Source organism: Pseudomonas sp. TSO6, assembly GCF_056098905.1.
The window spans coordinates 49427-67378 of sequence record NZ_JBLZWV010000061.1 but is presented as its reverse complement, the minus strand read 5'-3'; the positions used below and the strand labels follow the sequence as shown (position 1 = coordinate 67378).

16 protein-coding genes are annotated in these 17952 nt (G+C 62.5%); 6 read left to right on the top strand and 10 right to left on the bottom strand.

Features of this window, described 5'->3' with window-relative positions; genetic code table 11:
• Positions 1 to 48 precede the first annotated feature (48 nt).
• On the bottom strand, positions 49 to 2640 hold the full coding sequence (locus tag ACN6NG_RS23530) for a glycosyltransferase (RefSeq protein ID WP_016501175.1): 2592 nt from the start codon (positions 2638 to 2640) through the stop codon (positions 49 to 51).
• Positions 2641 to 2759: 119 nt separating this feature from the next.
• Here ACN6NG_RS23530 and tcdA point away from each other — a divergent pair, with 119 nt between their 5' ends.
• Positions 2760 to 3569, top strand: a complete 810-nt coding sequence (gene tcdA, locus ACN6NG_RS23525; RefSeq protein WP_169725100.1) for a tRNA cyclic N6-threonylcarbamoyladenosine(37) synthase TcdA — start codon at positions 2760 to 2762, stop codon at positions 3567 to 3569.
• Positions 3570 to 3729: 160 nt separating this feature from the next.
• Here tcdA and ACN6NG_RS23520 read toward each other — a convergent pair whose 3' ends face one another.
• The 6 genes from ACN6NG_RS23520 to graT form a co-directional block, all read right to left on the bottom strand.
• Positions 3730 to 4140, bottom strand: coding sequence for a SufE family protein (locus tag ACN6NG_RS23520; RefSeq protein ID WP_059394610.1), 411 nt, complete (start codon positions 4138 to 4140; stop codon positions 3730 to 3732).
• A complete protein-coding gene (locus tag ACN6NG_RS23515) occupies positions 4137 to 5342 on the bottom strand; it encodes a cysteine desulfurase (RefSeq protein WP_258911999.1) in 1206 nt (401 codons plus the stop codon). The genes ACN6NG_RS23520 and ACN6NG_RS23515 overlap by 4 nt, the downstream gene beginning before the upstream one ends.
• A gap of 77 nt (positions 5343 to 5419) precedes the next feature.
• Positions 5420 to 6454 carry a 2,3,4,5-tetrahydropyridine-2,6-dicarboxylate N-succinyltransferase gene (dapD, locus tag ACN6NG_RS23510; protein WP_016485200.1) on the bottom strand — a complete coding sequence of 345 codons (1035 nt, stop codon included), beginning with the start codon at positions 6452 to 6454 and terminating at the stop codon, positions 5420 to 5422.
• 31 nt (positions 6455 to 6485) lie between these two features.
• Complete coding sequence (locus ACN6NG_RS23505; protein ID WP_003252272.1) at positions 6486 to 6833, bottom strand: ArsC family reductase; 348 nt, start codon at positions 6831 to 6833, stop codon at positions 6486 to 6488.
• Positions 6834 to 6957: 124 nt separating this feature from the next.
• Positions 6958 to 7257 (bottom strand): type II toxin-antitoxin system antitoxin GraA, encoded by a 300-nt coding sequence (gene graA / locus ACN6NG_RS23500; protein WP_003252274.1) that lies wholly within the window; start codon positions 7255 to 7257, stop codon positions 6958 to 6960.
• An 8-nt stretch (positions 7258 to 7265) separates the two neighbouring features.
• On the bottom strand, positions 7266 to 7544 hold the full coding sequence (gene graT, locus ACN6NG_RS23495; protein WP_081238120.1) for a type II toxin-antitoxin system toxin GraT: 279 nt from the start codon (positions 7542 to 7544) through the stop codon (positions 7266 to 7268).
• A gap of 252 nt (positions 7545 to 7796) precedes the next feature.
• Between graT and ACN6NG_RS23490 the strand changes: the two genes are divergently transcribed.
• Positions 7797 to 9443, top strand: a complete 1647-nt coding sequence (locus ACN6NG_RS23490) for a Na+/H+ antiporter (protein WP_063426575.1) — start codon at positions 7797 to 7799, stop codon at positions 9441 to 9443.
• A 141-nt stretch (positions 9444 to 9584) separates the two neighbouring features.
• Here ACN6NG_RS23490 and dapC read toward each other — a convergent pair whose 3' ends face one another.
• From dapC to map, 3 genes are read right to left on the bottom strand one after another with little or no spacing between them, the layout of a single operon-like run.
• Positions 9585 to 10781, bottom strand: coding sequence for a succinyldiaminopimelate transaminase (gene dapC, locus ACN6NG_RS23485; RefSeq protein ID WP_353455742.1), 1197 nt, complete (start codon positions 10779 to 10781; stop codon positions 9585 to 9587).
• Positions 10782 to 10811: 30 nt separating this feature from the next.
• The gene (locus ACN6NG_RS23480) at positions 10812 to 13514 is read right to left on the bottom strand and encodes a [protein-PII] uridylyltransferase (RefSeq protein ID WP_063426579.1); all 2703 of its coding nucleotides are present in this window, start codon (positions 13512 to 13514) and stop codon (positions 10812 to 10814) included.
• Positions 13515 to 13555: 41 nt separating this feature from the next.
• Positions 13556 to 14338, bottom strand: coding sequence for a type I methionyl aminopeptidase (gene map, locus ACN6NG_RS23475; protein WP_063426581.1), 783 nt, complete (start codon positions 14336 to 14338; stop codon positions 13556 to 13558).
• Between the two features lie 345 nt (positions 14339 to 14683).
• On the opposite strand from map, the gene rpsB reads away from it, so the two are divergent.
• The 4 genes from rpsB to frr all read left to right on the top strand — a co-directional run bounded on the left by rpsB (position 14684) and on the right by frr (position 17947).
• The gene (rpsB, locus tag ACN6NG_RS23470) at positions 14684 to 15421 is read left to right on the top strand and encodes a 30S ribosomal protein S2 (protein WP_016501167.1); all 738 of its coding nucleotides are present in this window, start codon (positions 14684 to 14686) and stop codon (positions 15419 to 15421) included.
• Positions 15422 to 15606: 185 nt separating this feature from the next.
• Entirely contained in the window at positions 15607 to 16470 is an 864-nt protein-coding gene (tsf, locus tag ACN6NG_RS23465; protein WP_474316483.1) for a translation elongation factor Ts, read from the top strand.
• Between the two features lie 179 nt (positions 16471 to 16649).
• Complete coding sequence (pyrH, locus tag ACN6NG_RS23460) at positions 16650 to 17393, top strand: UMP kinase (protein ID WP_009686950.1); 744 nt, start codon at positions 16650 to 16652, stop codon at positions 17391 to 17393.
• Positions 17390 to 17947: a ribosome recycling factor gene (gene frr, locus ACN6NG_RS23455; protein ID WP_043202602.1), complete on the top strand. Its 558-nt coding sequence runs from the start codon at positions 17390 to 17392 to the stop codon at positions 17945 to 17947. Before pyrH ends, frr begins: the two co-directional genes overlap by 4 nt.
• Positions 17948 to 17952 lie beyond the last annotated feature (5 nt).

Here is a 17952-nt window from a genome sequence, read left to right as displayed (position 1 = left end):
AGGAGCGGCCTTGTGCCGCGAAAGGGCTGCAAAGCAGCCCCGGCAATCTCAAGCCTGTTGCGGCTCGGCAGCCTTCTCCACTGGCTTGGGCAGCGAAGACAGCAACGCCATCACCAGCGCCGCCACATAAGGCAACGACTGCACCAGCAGCATCGCCACCCAGAAGCGCATGTCCGAACTCGGTAGCCCCTGCACCAGGTAGATACCCAGCGCCGCGCCCCACAGCAGCAACATGATGAACAGCTCTTCCCGCGCTTCGGAAAGTGCCACCAGCAGCCCATGGCTGTCGGCATTCTTTGGCGTGCGGAAGAACGGCATGCTGCTGGTGAAGAAACCGTACAGCACCGCCTTGGCAATGGTATGCGACAGCGCCAGCCCGGCCAGGGCTGCGGCAAAGGCGTCCTTGAGGTTGACCCCCACTGCGCGGCGGTAAAGGAAGATGATCTTGCCGACCTTGAAGAAGAACAACGCCAGCGGCGGGATGGCGAAGATCATCAGCGGCGGGTCGACCCGGTGCGGCACGATGATCATCGCCGCCGACCACAGCAGCGCGCCTATGGTGAAGAAGATGTTCATGCCGTCGGCGACCCACGGCAGCCAGCCGGCCAGGAAGTGGTAGCGCTGGCCGCGGGTCAGCTCGCTGCCCTTGCCGCGCAGCAGTGCACTGGCGTGGTGCTTGATGATCTGGATGGCGCCGTAGGCCCAGCGGAAGCGCTGCTTCTTGAAGTCGATGAAGGTGTCGGGCATCAGGCCCTTGCCGTAGCTGTTGTGGGCGTAGGCGGCCGACAGGCCCTTCTCGAACACGCGCAGGCCCAGCTCGGCGTCCTCGCAGATGCACCATTCGGCCCAGCCCAGCTCTTCCAGTACCGTGCGCCGGGTCATGGTCATGGTGCCGTGCTGGATGATGGCGTCACGGTCGTTGCGGGTGACCATGCCGATGTGGAAGAAGCCCTTGTACTCGCTGTAGCACAGCTTCTTGAAGGCGCTTTCGTGCTGGTCGCGATAGTCCTGCGGCGACTGCACCACGGCAATTTTCGGGTCGGCGAAATGCGGCACCATGTGCTTGAGCCAGTTGCGGTCGACGCAGTAGTCCGAGTCGATCACTGCGATCACCTCGGCGTCCTTGGCCGTATGCGGGAGCAAGTAGTTCAGCGCGCCGCCCTTGAAGCCGGCCAGTGGCGCGACGTGGAAGAACTTGAAGCGCTCGCCGAGCTTCTCGCAGTGGGCCTTCAGCGGCTCCCATACGGCCGGGTCCTTGGTGTTGTTGTCGATCACCAGCACTTCGTAGTCGGGGTAGTCCAGCGCGGCCAGGGCGTCGAGGGTCTGCTTTACCATCTCGGGTGGCTCGTTGTAGCACGGCACATGCACCGACACCTTGGGCCGGTAGGCGCTGTCGGCCTGCACCGGCAGGAACTCGCGTCGGCGCTTGTGTATCCATACTGCCTCGGCCAGTTCATGGGCCTCGGTCAGCAGCACGATGAACACGCCCAGCGCGCCAAGGGCAAGCAGCACGCCCACGGTGAGGCTGAACCAGGTGCTGTATTGCTGGCTGTAGTCATAGGCAATCCACACCAGCACCGACCCGCACAGGAAGGTGATGAAGGTGAGGAATGTGCGGCCGCGCTGGCGCAGCGCCGAGCCGTCGATGAACAGCACCATCAGCGCAATCATCGCCAGCACCACCGACGCTACCGCCAGGGCACGCCACTGCGGGATCGCCACCACGGGGCCGTCGAAGTTGAATTTTTGCTGGCGCTCGGCGTTGTACACGCCCCAGTAGGCGCCCACCGAGCCTTCGTCGCTGGCCTTCCACGGCTGGTCATAGGCTTCGATGACGAAGTAGTTGTAGCCACGGCGGTTGAGGGTGTTGACCAAGGTGCGCAGGTAGATGGCCTGGTCGGCCTGGCTGGCATCGGCACCCCCGCGCATGCGACCGTTGCTCGGCCAGCCGACCTCCGACAGCAGCAGCGGTTTGCGCGGGAACTGGTGCTTCAGCTCACGGGCGCGGTCGAGCACGAACTCGACCGAATCCTTCATCGGCACGAATTCCCAGTAGGGCAGGATGTGCGCGGCAATCAGGTCGACGTGCTTGGCGATCTCCGGGTTTTCCTTCCAGATGTGCCATTGCTCACTGGTGGTCACCGGTACCTTGACGGCTGCGCGTACCCGGTCCAGGTATTTGATCAGGTTTTCCGGGGTGACTTCTTCCCGGAACAGCGCCTCGTTGCCGACCACTACCCGCACCACGCTGCGCGACGTGTTGGCCAACTGGATGGCCGTGGCGATTTCGCGTTCGTTGCGCTCCAGGTCCGGGCTGATCCATATCCCCAGGGTCACGCGCAGGCCGAATTCCTCGGCCAGACGCGGGATGTCGGCCTGGGTGCCCTCCACCGTATAGATACGGATGCTGTCGGTCAGTTTGCTCAACTGCTCCAGGTCCTGGCGCATCTCGTCGTCAGTGGGGTACTGGCCCTTCTGCGGGCTTTCACCCAGGCGGAACGGCGAATACGAAAAGCCAGAGATCTGCTCTGGCCAGGCGGGGGCGGAGACCGGGCGGTTGATCAGTGCCCAGAACCCGGTGAACAGCGCGGCGATGGCCAGCACCACAACCAGGTTCAGGCCGAATTTACGTGAAGACATTGTCGTCCATTTGTGTCGAAGTGATAGGACATTAAAGCAGGGTTGGTAGTGTCTTTCCTAACGATGCAGGCCATGGGCCCGCTGGCATATAATGCGCGCCGGTTTTTTGGGGTATGAACATGAGCACAGATGATCCACGCTTCGCCGGCGTTGCCCGGCTGTATGGCGACCAGGGGCTGCAACGCCTGGGCCAGGCCCATGTGGGCGTGGTCGGTATTGGCGGGGTTGGCTCATGGGTGGCCGAAGCGCTGGCCCGCAGCGGCGTGGGTGAAATTTCCCTGTTTGATCTGGACGACGTCTGCGTCAGCAACACCAACCGCCAGGCCCATGCCCTGGAAGGGCAGGTGGGGCGGCCCAAGGTGGAGGTCATGGCTGAGCGCCTGCGGGCGATCAACCCGGCATGCACGGTGCATGCGGTGGCCGACTTCGTCACCCGTGAAACCATGGCCGAGCACATCCACGAGCAACTTGACTGTGTAATTGACTGCATCGACAGCGTCATGGCCAAGGCTGCGTTGATTGCCTGGTGCCGGCGGCGCAAGATCGCCATCGTGACCACAGGTGGCGCTGGTGGTCAGATCGACCCGACACAGATCCAGATCGCCGACCTGAACAAGACCTTCAACGACCCGCTGGCCTCGCGGGTGCGCTCCACCCTGCGCCGCGATTACAACTTCTCGCGCAATGTCAGCCGCAACTATGGTGTGCCGTGCGTGTTCTCCAGCGAACAGCTGCGTTACCCCAAGGGCGATGGCAGCGTTTGCCTGCAGAAGAGCTTCGTGGGTGAGGGTGTAAGGCTGGACTGCTCGGGTGGCTTTGGCGCGGTGATGATGGTGACCGCGACCTTTGGCATGGTGGCGGCGAGCAAGGCGATCGAGAAGCTGGTGGCAGGTGCGCGGCGGCCTTCGGAACGTATCAAGCCTGAGTAATCATTCACAGGCCAACTCGGTCCTTGTAGGAGCGGCCTTGTGCCGCGAAAGGGGCGCGTAGCGGCCCCATTTCAGCCTCTCCACGAAGATTGCTGGGGCCGCTGGGCGGCCCTTTCGCGGCACAAGGCCACTCCTACAGGGAGCAGCGTATGCCCTGGATTTAGCGGGTAGACGCCAATTCTGCCATCCGCTGCAACACCGCATGCAGCCCATTGCTGCGTGACGGCGAGAGCTGGCGCTCTAGCCCCAGTTGGGTGAACCACTCGCGCAGATCAAGCCTGGCCAGCTCTTGACTGGTCAAACCCTGCACTCGCACCAGCAACAACGCCAGCAGCCCGCGCAACAAGCGTGCATCGCTACTGGCCTTGAACCGCCACTGCCCATCGACGAGTTCGGCCACCAGCCAGACCAGGCTTTCGCAGCCATGCACCCGGTTGGCTTCGGTCTTGTCAGTCTCGGCCAGTGGTTCCAGGCGGTCGCCCCACTGCATCAGCAGCCGGGCGCGCTGTTCCCAGCCCTTGCCTTGCTCAAACGCTTCCAGCGCCTGGCGCGCCTGTTCCGGCATGCTCATCGCAGCAACTCCAGGCCCTGATCAAGCGCAGCGAAGAAGCGCTGCAAGTCGTCGCTGTCGTTGTACAAGCCCAGCGATACGCGGATTGCGCCCTCCAGTCCCAGCCCTTGCAAGAGCGGCATGGCGCAGTGGTGTCCGGCACGCACGGCTATCCCTTGCTCGGTGAGCAGGTGGGCGATATCGGCGTTGTGCACGCCCTCGATGACGAAGCTGGCCAGCGCCGTCTGCGGTGCCCCCAATACCCGCACGCCCTCACGGTCAGCCAGGCCGCGCAGCAAATGCTGGTGCAGGCTGGTTTCGTGGGCTTCGACAGCCTGGGCGTCGAGGCTGGCCAAATAATCCAGGGTCGCCCCCAGGCCTATCACCCCGGCGATTGGCGGCGTACCCGCCTCGAACCCCAGCGGTGCGGGGCGGAAGCTGGCGCTCTGGTACTCGGCCAGTTGCACCATCTCGCCACCGAACTGCCAATGGCGCAGCAGCTCCAGCGCCCTAGTGTGGCCGTACAGCACGCCAACCCCATCCGGGCCGTACAACTTGTGGCTGGAGAACACATAGAAGTCGCAGCCCAGTTGCTGCACATCGTGGCGACCATGCACCACGCCCTGGGCACCGTCGACCACGGTCAGCGCGCCTTGTGCGCGGGCATGGGAAAGCAGGGCCGGCAGCGGTTGCCATGTACCCAGTACGTTGGACAGCTGGCTGACGGCGAGCACCCGGGTGCGCGGGCCTATCAGTTGCAGTGCCTGGTTCAGGTCGATGCGGCCAAATGCATCCAGCGGCAGTATCACCAGGCGCAGGTTGCGCCGGCGTGCCAGCTGTTGCCAGGGCAGCAGGTTGGCATGGTGCTCCAGCGCGCTGATGGCAATTTCGTCACCGGCTTCGAAGCGGTGCTCAAGGCCATAGGCCAGCAGGTTCAAGGCCGAGGTGGCACCGTGGGTGAACACGATCTGCCGTGAGTCCGCAGCATTCAACCAGGCGGCGACCTTGTCGCGGCTGGTTTCGAAGGCCTGGGTCGCCAGTGCACCGGGCAGGTGCTGGGCACGGTGTACGTTGGCCGCGCCATGGCCGTAGTAATGGCTCAAGGCATCGATCAGGGCTTGCGGCTTTTGGGTGGTAGCGGCGCTGTCCAGATAGGTCTGGTGCTGCCGTTGCAGGGCGGCGATGGCGGGGAAGTCGGCACGCCAGGGGGAGGGCTGGAACATGTTCACGGGGCCTGGAATGAAAATCGGGTCTGGCGTGGTGCCAGACCCGATCTTAACATTTCAAACGCCGAGCATGCTCAGTTGTGAGCGTGCAGGGCCTCGTTCAGCTCGATGGCCGACTTGTGGGTCTTGCACTCTACCGCGCCGTTCAGCGAGTTGCGGCGGAACAGCAGGTCGGTCTGGCCGGCCAGGTCGCGGGCCTTGACCACTTTGACCAGCTCGTTGTTTTCGTCCAGCAGGTTCACCTTGGTGCCAGCGGTGATGTACAGGCCGGCTTCAACGGTGTTGCGGTCGCCCAGCGGGATGCCGATACCAGCGTTGGCGCCGATCAGGCAGCCTTCACCCACCTTGATGACGATGTTGCCGCCACCGGACAAGGTGCCCATGGTCGAGCAACCGCCGCCCAGGTCGGAACCTTTGCCAACGAATACGCCGGCGGACACGCGGCCTTCGATCATGCCCGGGCCTTCGGTGCCAGCGTTAAAGTTGACGAAGCCTTCGTGCATGATGGTGGTGCCTTCGCCGATGTAGGCGCCCAGGCGCACACGGGCGGTATCGGCGATGCGCACGCCGGCCGGGACCACGTAGTCGGTCATCTTCGGGAACTTGTCCACCGAGAACACTTCCAGCAGCTCGCCCTTCAGACGCGCTTCCAGTTGCAGCTCGGCCAGTTCGGCCAGGTCGACCGCGCCCTGGTTGGTCCAGGCTACGTTCGGCAGCAGCGGGAAGATGCCAGCCAGGCTCAGGCCGTGTGGCTTGACCAGACGGTGCGACAGCAGGTGCAGCTTGAGGTAGGCCTCCGGGGTGGAGGTCAGGGCAGCGTCTTCGGCGAGCAGGGTGGCGACCAGCGGCTTGTGGCTTTCGGCCAGGCGGGTCAGCAGGGCGGCCTGGGCAGCATCCACGCCTTTCAGGGCTTCGGCCAGTTTCAAGGCCTGGCCGTTGCTGAAGGCGATGGCCTGGTTGCCACCTTCGTAACCGAGAACAGGGGCCACAGCGGCAACCAGCTCGGCGCTCGGGTTGAGCAGCGGTTGTGCGTAGAACACTTCCAGCCAGGCGCCCTGGCGGTTCTGGGAGCCGACACCAAAGGCCAGGCTGAACAGGGTATTGGACATGTGATTACCTCGTGCGAAATAGGGTGGGGGCTCAGGCCAGGGCAGCGGCGTACAGGTCCGGCTTGAAGCCGACCAGGGTGCGCGCGCCAAGGTCCAGCACCGGGCGTTTGATCATCGACGGCTGGGCCAGCATCAGCTCGACGGCCTTGGCCTGGTCGAGGTCTGCCTTGCTGGCGTCGTCCAGCTTGCGGAAGGTGGTGCCGGCACGGTTGAGGATGACTTCCCAGCCGTGTTCGTCGCACCAGCGGTTCAGGCTGTCGCGGTCGATGCCTTGGGTTTTGTAGTCATGGAATTCGTAGGCGATGGCTTTGTCTTCGAGCCAGGTACGCGCCTTTTTCATGGTGTCACAGGCTTTGATGCCGTAGAGCGTGTAGGTCATTGTGTACATTGGGGTTACAAGTCGCCCCAATCTCTCCGTTTTTCGATGTCAGTCGCGGGATTATGCGGGAACGATCCTCGCGGCGCCACGCCCGTGGCGCCCCTGTTTATTGATCAGGATGTGTTCAAGCGACCAGGCGCTGGACCGATCCGATGATCTCATCGCCGTGTTGCTGTTCGGCGGTGCGCAGATCGAAGGCCGTCTGCAGGTTGAGCCAGAACTCAGGGGTGGTGTCCAGGCAGATGGACAGACGCAGTGCCATGTCGGCGGAAACACCGCCCCGTTCGCGCAGGATGTTGTTGACGGTTGGCGTTGCTACACCCAACGCCCTGGCCAGAGCCGCGGCGCTGAAGCCCATCTCCTTCTGGAAGTCCTCCCGCAGGATTTCACCCGGATGGATTGGACGCATACCGTTCTTGAGCATGATGCACCTCAGTGGTAATCGACAATTTCAACGTTAATTGGCCCGTGTTCTGTCCAGGTGAAGCACAGCCGCCATTGGTCATTTACACGGATACTGTGTTGGCCGGCGCGGTTGCCGCTCAGTGACTCGAGGCGATTGCCAGGTGGCGACCTAAGGTCTCGCAACTCTGTTGCGGCATCGAGCATGGCCAGTTTGCGCTCCGCGACTGACTTGATAACTGACCAACGCCGTGTCTTTCCCGTAGTGAAGAGCGCTTCCGTGTCGGCACAGCTAAAGCTTTGAATCATGAGCTTGAACGCTTAACGTTATTCGTTAATATCGATTATACGACGGGATCGCTGTAGTTCAAGCCTTCATTAACGGGGCACGCGACTCGCAAGCCCCGGTCACATTAGCTGGGTATCATCATGTTACATATTCCCCCGTCACCTGCGACTATCGTGCAGCGGTCCCGAACTGTCGGTCGCCGCTAACATATTGTTCCAATGGCGATGTTTCGCCTTGCTATCGTTTCTGGTTCACAAAGGAAGCTTTCCCGGATGCAGTCCGCCTACACCGTCCTCATCCTGCTGACGCTGGTCAGCCTGTCGAAGCTGGTCGGCCGCATGATTCCGCTGCCCCTGCCGCTGGTACAGATCGCTGCCGGTGCCTTGCTGGCCCTGCCGACCCTGGGCCTGCACGTGGCCCTGGACCCCGAGTTGTTCCTGTTCCTGTTCTTGCCGCCGCTGCTGTTTGCCGATGGCTGGCGCATTCCCAAGCGTGAGTTGTGGCGCATTCGCGGGCCAGTGGTGGCGCTGGCCGTTGGTCTGGTGCTGTTCACCGTGGTCGGGGCCGGCTATTTCATTCACTGGCTGCTGCCGAGTATCCCCCTGCCGGTAGCGTTCGCCCTGGCGGCGGTACTCTCGCCGACCGATGCCGTGGCGGTTTCGGCCATCGCCCAGGACCGCCTGCCCACCCCGCTGATGCACATGCTGCAGGGGGAGGCCCTCATGAACGATGCATCGGGCCTTGTCACCTTCAAGTTCGCCCTCGCGGCGGCGATCACCGGGGTGTTCTCGCTGACTGATGCAAGCTTCAGTTTCGTCCTGGTGGCGCTTGGCGGCCTCGCGGTGGGTGTGGGCCTCAGCTGGCTGGTGGGCCGCCTGCGCGCCTGGATGATCGCCCGCGGTTGGGACGACCCGGCCACCCACGTGGTGTTCATGTTGTTGCTGCCATTCGCCGCCTACGTGCTGGCAGAGCGCCTGGGCGTGTCGGGCATCCTGTCGGCGGTGGCGGCCGGCATGATGCAAAGCTGGCTTGACTTGCTGCCGCGGCAGACCAGCACCCGCCTGCTCAACCGCAGCGTGTGGTCGCTGCTGGAGTTCGCCTTCAATGGCCTCATCTTCCTGCTATTGGGCCTGCAGTTGCCGGACATCATCAAGGCGGTGGTCAGCCACGAAGCCACCGTGTGGCCGACCCTGGCCTACCGATGCCTGGACGTGGTGGCGATCTTTGCTGCCCTGATCCTGCTGCGGTTCATCTGGGTGCAGAGCATCTGGCGCTCGATCGGCGTGGTGCGCCGCTGGCGCGGCAAACCGGCGCTGGTGCTGATGCCTACGGCGCGCTCCTGCTGGCTGCTGACCCTGGGCGGTGTGCGCGGTGCGGTGACCCTGGCGGGTGTGATGTCGGTACCGTTGCTGATGGGCGCGGGCAAGGCCTTCCCTGAGCGTGACTTGCTGATCTTCATTGCCGCCGGGGTGATCCTGCTGTCGTTGATCAGCGCCTGCATCGCGCTGCCGATATTGCTGCGCGGGGTGACCAAAAGCCCGGACGAGCGCTTGCACCAGGAAGTGCAGGAAGCCTGGCGGCGCACGGCCGAGGCGGCGATCCATGCCCTGGAGGCAGAAGAAGTGATCGAGGCCAATGCCCCGCAGGATGCTGCGCAGGCAACCTTGGCGACCGAGCTGAAGGCGCGCTTGATGGCTGAGTACCGGGATGAGCTGAACAGCTACAACGACAGTGCCGAAGCCAAGGCCCTGGCCGACCAGATGGACTTGCTGGAGCGGCGCTTGCGCTTGCGTGCGCTGAGGGCGCAGCGGCTGGAGCTGTATAACCTGCATCGCCAGCACCTGGTGGGGGATGAGGTGGTGCGGCAGGTGCTTGGGGAGCTGGATATGAGCGAGGCCAACCTGGGGCAGGTCAGGTAGACCCGCAGGGGGCCGCTTTGCGGCCCTGTGGGAGCGAGTTCACTCGCGAATCAGGCGACACGGTGTATGGCACCGGCTGCGCCGGTGTTCGCGGGTGAACCCGCTCCCACAGGTTCTGCACAGAATTAAAGCATTGCTGAATCAGCGGTTCTGCAGGAAGGCACGAATCCGCTCGGCCGCCTCGATGCATTCGGCCAGCGGTGCCACCAGCGCCATGCGCACACGCCCTGCGCCCGGGTTCACGCCATCCACATCACGCGACAGGTACGACCCCGGTACCACCGTCACATGCTGGGCTTCGAACAGGTCGCGGGTGAACTCGGCATCACACCCCGGCACCTTGGCCCACAGGTAGAAGCTGCCGTCCGGGCGCTGCACGTCCAGCACCGGCTGCAGGATGTCCAGCACGGCATCGTACTTGGCGCGGTACTGGTCGCGGTTCGCGCGTACATGCGCCTCGTCCTGCCAGGCGGCGATGCTGGCCAGCTGGGTTTGTACCGGCATGGCGCAGCCGTGGTAGGTGCGGTACAGCAGGAACGGTTTGATGATCTCGGCATCGCCAGCCACGAAGCCCGAGCGCAGGCCCGGCAGGTTGGAGCGCTTGGACAGGCTGTGGAACACCACGCAGCGCTTGAAATCACTGCGGCCGAGCTCGGTGCAGGCGGTCAGCAGGCCCGGTGGTGGCGCGTCTTCATCGAAGTAAAGCTCGCTGTAGCACTCGTCGGCAGCGATCACGAAGTCGTGTTCGTCGGCCAGGGCGATCAGCTTCTTCAGGGTGTCCATCGGCACCAGCGCGCCGGTGGGGTTGCCCGGCGAGCACAGGAACAGGATCTGGCAGCGCTTCCACACCTCGGCCGGTACGGCGTCGAAGTCAGGGTTGAAACCGTTGTTTTCCAGGCACGGCAGGTAGTGCGGGGTAGCCCCGGCCAGCAGCGCTGCGCCTTCGTAGATCTGGTAGAACGGGTTCGGGCTGATCACCAGGCCGTCATCGGCACGGTTGACCACCGCCTGGGTGAAAGCGAACAGCGCTTCACGGGTGCCATTGACCGGCAGGATGTGACGGTCGGCATCCAGCCAGCCGGCTGGCACGCCAAAGCGACGCTCGCACCACTGGCCGATCGCCTGGCGCAGGCCCGGCAGGCCGATGGTGCTGGGGTATACCGCCAGTTTGTCGAGGTTGTCGGCCATGGCCTGGGCGACGAATGCCGGAGATTCGTGCTTTGGCTCACCGATTGACAGGGCGATGGCGCGTTTGTCTGCCGCAGGCTTCCCGCTGCCCAGCAGGGCACGGAGTTTCTCGAACGGGTAGGGCTGAAGCTGGGTCAAGGCATGGTTCATCGGCGCAAGGTCTCGTCAATCGTCTAGTCGTTAAAAGGTCACGCGGGTAGGGCTGGCATCGCTGGCCTGGCCGGCCTGCAACTGCTGGACGATGGCCTCCTGCAGGCGGCTGCACAGCTGCGGGTCGGACAGCGGCTGGTTGTCGGCGTCAGTGATGAAGAACACGTCTTCCACCCGTTCGCCGAGGGTGGCGATCTTGGCGTTCTGCAGCGACAGGTCGAACTCCAGGAAGATCCGCCCCAGCCGGGCCAGCAGGCCTGGGCGGTCTGGTGCGGTGATTTCGAGGATGGTCACCGGCCGCTGGGCATCGTTGAGGATGGTCACCTGCGGCGGGAAGTTGAAGTGTTTGAGCTGGCGCGGTACCCGGCGCTGGATGATGGTCGGGTAGTCCTCGGGGTTGCGCAGCGCTTCGGTCAGGCCGTCGCGAATCTGCTTGACCCGCTGCGGGTTGTCGCCGATAGAGCCGCCGTCGTTGTCCAGCACGATGTAGGTGTCGAGGGTGAACTGGCTGCTCGACGTGATGATGCGTGCATCGTGGATGTTCAGGTTCAGCTGCGACATGGCCGCCACCGTCACGGCGAAGAAATCGTGCTGGTCAGGGGCGTAGATGAAGATCTGCGTGCCGCCTTCGAACTCGCGCTGGGTGGTTTCCTTGATCAGCACCAGCGGCCCGCCATCGGCCGGTTGCTGCAGGATCGCGTCCGTGTGCCAGGCCACATCGCCGGCGTTGTGCTTGAGAAAGTAGTCATCGCCCAGCTGCGACCACAGTTGCTCGACATCGTCCGGGTCGGTGCCCTCGCGTACAAGGATGTCCAAGGCTGCAGACTGGGTCTGGCGAATCTGTTCTTCGCGGTCCAGCGGGTTTTCCAGGCCGCGGCGCAGGGCGCGCTTGGTCTCGCTGTAGAGCTGGCGCAGCAGGCTGGCCCGCCACGAATTCCACAGGCTGGGGTTGGTGGCGTTGATATCGGCCACGGTCAGCACGTACAGGTAGTCCAGGCGCGTCTCGTCGCCCACGTGCAGGGCAAAGTCGTTGATCACCTGCGGGTCGGACAAGTCCTTGCGCTGGGCGGTGGTCGACATCACCAGGTGGTTTAGCACCAGCCAGACGATCAGCCGGCTGTCCCAGGCCGGCAACTGGTGGCGCTCGCAGAACTTCTGCGCATCCACCGCGCCCAGCTCCGAATGGTCGCCCTGGCGACCTTTGCCGATGTCGTGGTAGAGGCCGGCCAGGTAGATCAGCTCGGGCTTGGGCAGGCGCCCCATCAGCTTGCTTGCCAGCGGGAATTTCTCGGACACCGGCGTGTACTGCAGCTTGCGCAGGTGCTTGATGAGGTTGAGCGTGTGCGCATCGACCGTATAGATGTGGAACAGGTCGTGCTGCATCTGCCCGACGATCAGGCCGAACTCCGGCAGGTAGCGGCCAAGGATGCCGTAGCGGTTCATCCGCCGCAGGTTGCGGTGGATGCCGATTTCGCACTTGAACAGCTCGATGAACAGGCTGGTGTTGCGGATATCGGTGCGGAAGGTGTCGTCGATCAGGTGGCGGTGCTCACGCAGCAGGCGCACCGTATCGGCACGCACGCCCTTGATTTCGGGGTGCTGGGCCATCAGCACGAAGATTTCCAGCATGGCGAACGGTGTGCGCTTGAACACGTTCGGGTTGGTAGCCTCGATATAGCCGTCATGCAGGCGAAAGCGTGCATTCAGCGGCTGGGTGGTGCCGCTGTCTTCGTCGGCGAGGATGACCTCTTCGAAGTGCTGAATGATCAGGTCGCACAACTGGCTGATGCTCATCACCACCCGGTAGTACTGCTGCATGAACTGCTCGATTGCCCGCTTGGGGTTCTCGTCGCTGTAGCCCAGCAGTGCGGCGAGGCTGCGCTGGTGGTCGAACAGCAGGCGGTCCTCGGCGCGACCGGCCAGCATGTGCAGGGCGTAGCGCACTTTCCACAGAAAATCCTGGGACGAAGCCAGCAGTTCGTTCTCGCTTTCCAGCAAGAAACCTTCGCCGGCCAGCGCGTGCAGGTTCAGGGTGCCGTACTGGCGGCGGGCCACCCAGAGCACCGTCTGGATGTCGCGCAGGCCACCGGGCGAGCCCTTGACGTTGGGTTCGAGGTTGTACTCGGTGTCGTTGTACTTGTGGTGACGGGCCTTGAGCTCGGCGCGTTTGGCCAGGAAGAAGTCTTTGCTCGGCCACATGTGCGCGGTGCTGGTCACCTCCAGCATGCGCTGGCGCAGGGCTTCGGGCCCGGCAATGGTGCGGCTTTCCATCAGGTTGGTAATCACCGTCAGGTCGGCGCGGGCCTGTTCGGCGCACTCGTCGACGGTGCGCACGCTCTGGCCCACTTCCAGGCCGATGTCCCACAGCAGGGTGAGAAAACGCTCAATGGCGTTGCGGTACTGCTCGTGCTCGGCGGCGCCCAGTAAAATGAGCAGGTCGATGTCTGAATGCGGGTGCAGTTCACCACGCCCGTAGCCACCCACTGCGACCAGGGCGATACCGCTGTGGTCGCCCCAGTCGAACTGGTTCCAGGCCTGTTGCAGGATATTGTCGACGAGCCAGGCGCGGGCTTCGATCAGCGGGCGGATTTCGTCGCCACTACGAAAACGCTTGTCGAGCACCTCGCCGGCCTGGCGGATGGCTTTCTTGAAGGCGGCGATGGGGCTCGCCTTGAGGGCCAGTTCCGCCTGGAACTGGCCGCGATCGAACAGCTCGGGGTCCACCTGGGGCATCGCGTCACGTTCCTGTCGTCGGGTGGCCTGTCTCGGTGCGGTCAGGCCGAGGTGCGCGGGATGGTGTCGTCCTTGCGCAGGGTGAAGATCTCGTAGCCGGTAGCAGTCACCACCAGGGTGTGTTCCCACTGAGCCGAGAGCTTGCGGTCCTTGGTGATGGCGGTCCAGCCGTCGCCCAGCACCTTGGTGTCGGCCTTGCCCTGGTTGATCATCGGTTCGATGGTGAAGGTCATGCCTTCTTTCAGTTCCATGCCGGTGCCGGCGCGGCCGTAGTGCAGGATCTGCGGCTCTTCGTGGAATACCTTGCCGATGCCGTGGCCGCAGAACTCGCGCACCACCGAGAAGCCGTTCTTTTCAGCGTGCTTCTGGATCACTTCGCCGATATCGCCCAAGCGGCAGCCCGGCTTGACCAGCTCGATGGCCTTGTACATGCACTCCTGGGTAACCTTAGACAGGCGCTCGGCCCACACCGGCACGGTACCGACGTGGAACATGCGGCTGGTATCGCCGTGGTAGCCGTCCTTGATCACGGTGACGTCGATGTTCAGCGTGTCACCGTCCTTGAGCGGCTTTTCGTTGGGGATACCGTGGCAGACCACATGGTTGATCGAGGTGCAGATCGACTTCGGGTAGCCCTTGTAGTTGAGGGGCGCCGGGATGGCCTGCTGGACGTTGACGATATAGTCGTGGCACAGGCGGTCGAGCTCTTCGGTGGTAACACCGGGCTTGACGTGCTCCTCGATCATTTCCAGCACCTCGGCGGCCAGGCGGCCGGCGATGCGCATCTTCTCGATGTCTTCTGCGGTCTTGATGTTGACGGTCATTACAGGCTCTCTACGGCGCCGCACGCGGCGCGAACAAACGGGAAAGGCCGGATTCTAGCAGAGCAGGGCGGCATTCTGTCGGGATAAAGGCGGCCATGCTGCTGTCTACAGGAGGCATTCTGGCCTGTTTGGCGGGGCGCTGCAAAAACCGCTGACAGACGCAACCTCATTCGGGTTTCGTTCGCTCGCGGTCTGTGGTATAACATGCGCCGCTTTCGGGGACGACCCCGTGAGCTTAAACCCACACACGTGTCGACACGATGACCTGGGTGCCCCGGATTTTCGAATTTGCGGGTTGGTCATTGGGATGCGTGGAGGCCCAACCCGACTTATCAAGGAACTATCATGTCCCAAGTCAACATGCGCGATATGCTGAAGGCCGGTGTGCACTTCGGCCACCAGACCCGTTACTGGAACCCGAAAATGGGCAAGTACATTTTCGGCGCGCGTAACAAGATCCACATCATCAACCTGGAAAAAACCCTGCCAATGTTCAACGAAGCTCTGGCTTTCGTAGAGCGTCTGGCTCAGGGCAAGAACAAGATCATGTTCGTCGGCACCAAGCGTTCCGCCGGCAAGATCGTCGCCGAGCAAGCTGCTCGTGCCGGTTCGCCATACGTTGACCACCGCTGGTTGGGCGGCATGCTGACCAACTACAAAACCATCCGTGCTTCGATCAAGCGTCTGCGCGACCTGGAAACCCAGGCCGAAGATGGCACCTTTGCCAAGCTGACCAAGAAAGAAGCCCTGATGCGTTCGCGCGATCTGGAAAAGCTGGACCGCAGCCTGGGTGGTATCAAGGACATGGGCGGTCTGCCTGATGCCCTGTTCGTGATCGACGTTGATCACGAGCGCATTGCTATCACCGAAGCTAACAAGCTGGGCATCCCGGTTATCGGCGTTGTCGATACCAACAGCAGCCCGGAAGGTGTTGACTACATCATCCCAGGCAACGACGACGCCATCCGCGCCATCGAGCTGTACATGACTTCGATGGCCGACGCCATCATCCGCGGCCGCAACAACGTTGCTGGCGGCACCGAAGTCTATGTTGAAGAAGCGGCTGCACCTGCTGCTGAGTAATAGGCGCTAGCGTCTACTTGGCACGCAAAAAGGGGGCTTTGCCCCCTTTTTGCCACCTTGAAATCCTGCTGTCAGCAAGGGCCCCGCATTATGGGTTGGCTGAGATAACAACAGCGGATTCGCAGAATTTAACGCCCGTGTCGAGCGGGTGGAATGGTTGAAAAACTTTCCAAGAGGATTTTGAAATGGCAGCAATTACTGCAGCGCTGGTAAAAGAACTGCGCGAGCGTACTGGCGAAGGCATGATGGATTGCAAGAAAGCCCTGGAAAAGGCTGGCGGCGACATCGAAAAAGCCATTGACGACATGCGTGCCTCGGGCGCCATCAAGGCCGCCAAAAAGGCTGGCAACGTCGCTGCTGAAGGCGCTATCGCGGTCAAGGCCGACGGTAAATCCGCCGTTCTGCTGGAAGTGAACTCGCAGACCGACTTCCTGGCCCTGCAAGACGACTTCAAGAACTTCGTTGCCGAAAGCCTTGAAGAAGCCTTCGCCCAGAAGCTGACCGACGCTGCTCCGCTGATCGCATCGCGTGAAGCTGCTCGTGAAGCCCTGGTTGCCAAGTGTGGCGAAAACGTCAACATCCGTCGCCTGGTGCGCGTTGAGGGTGACGTTGTTGGTGCCTACCTGCACGGCAACAAGATCGGCGCTGCCGTCGTTCTGAAAGGCGGTGACGTCGAGCTGGCTAAGAGCATTGCCATGCACGTTGCAGCGTCGAACCCTGAGTTCCTGGATTCGTCGGAAATCTCCGCCGAGGCCATCGAGCGCGAGAAGAATGTCTTCCTGCAGCTGAACGCCGACAAGATCGCCGGCAAGCCGGAAAACATCGTTGAGAACATGATCAACGGCCGTATCACCAAGTTCAAAGCCGAAGCTTCGCTGAAAGAGCAGGCTTTCGTCATGAACCCAGAAGTCAAGGTTGGCGAGCTGGCCAAGAAAGCCGGCGCTGAAATCGTTTCGTTCACCTACTTCAAAGTAGGTGAAGGCATCGAGAAGCCAGTCGACGACTTCGCTGCTGAAGTTGCTGCTCAGGTAGCTGCTGCCAAGCAGTAAGACAGCCCCGTCTGTCGCCCCAAAGAGGCTGCCCGCTCACGCGCGCAGCCTCTTTGTCAAAGCGGGAGCGGTTTACGAGACCGTTGCTCGCTGACGCAGTCGCTGCGTCACGTTAGAGTTACATGCAGGCTCAAGCAGCCCGCCAGAATTTTTTACAAACGCCGCAGGAGAGATTCGCAATGGCTCAGCAGGGCAGTGGTCATCAGGCTCGCTATAAACGCATTCTACTCAAACTTAGCGGCGAGGCCCTGATGGGCTCGGAAGAGTTCGGGATCGACCCAAAAGTCCTGGATCGCATGGCGCTGGAAGTCGGCCAACTGGTCGGCATCGGTGTTCAGGTAGGTCTGGTGATCGGCGGTGGCAACCTGTTCCGTGGTGCGGCGCTCAGTGCAGCCGGCATGGACCGCGTCACCGGCGACCACATGGGCATGCTGGCGACCGTAATGAACGCCCTGGCCATGCGCGACGCGCTGGAGCGGGCGAACATTACCGCCATTGTCATGTCGGCTATTTCCATGGTTGGCGTGACCGATCACTATGATCGCCGCAAAGCCATGCGCCACCTGAACGCCAAAGAAGTCGTAATTTTCGCTGCCGGTACCGGCAACCCGTTCTTCACTACCGACTCTGCTGCCTGCCTGCGCGCCATCGAAATCGATGCCGACGTGGTATTGAAGGCAACCAAGGTCGATGGTGTATACACTGCTGATCCATTCAAGGACCCGCATGCCGAGAAGTTCGATCATCTGACCTACGATGAAGTGCTGGATCGCAAGCTGGGTGTGATGGATCTGACGGCAATCTGTCTCTGCCGCGACCACAAGATGCCGCTGCGCGTCTTCAATATGAACAAGCCCGGCGCCCTGCTGAACATCGTGCACGGCGGCGCGGAAGGAACCCTGATCGAGGAAGTTCAAAAATGATCAACGCTATCAAGAAAGACGCCCAAGACCGCATGGGCAAGTCCATCGAGGCGCTGGGTCGTCACCTGGCGGCGATCCGTACCGGTCGTGCCCACCCAAGCATCCTGGACAGCGTCAAAGTCACTGCCTGGGGTAGCGAAATGCCGCTGAACCAGGTCGCTGCGATCAGCGTCGAAGATGCCCGCACCCTGAAGATTGTCGCTCACGACAAGAACCTCAGCGCTGCCATTGAGAAGGCGATTCTTACCTCCGACCTGGGCCTGAACCCGTCCAGCGCCGGCACCACCATTCGCGTGCCGATGCCAGCCCTGACCGAGGAAACCCGCAAGGGCTACACCAAGCAGGCCAGCGGTGTGTGCGAGGATGCCAAGGTAGCCGTGCGCAACGTGCGCCGCGACGCCCTGGCCGACCTGAAGAAGCTGACCAAGGACAAGGAAATCAGCGAGGACGAAGAACGTCGCGCCGCTGACGAGATCCAGAAGCTTACCGACAAGTTCGTTGCCGAAGTCGATGCTGCCTTCAAGGCCAAGGAAAAGGACCTGATGGCCGTCTAAGGCCG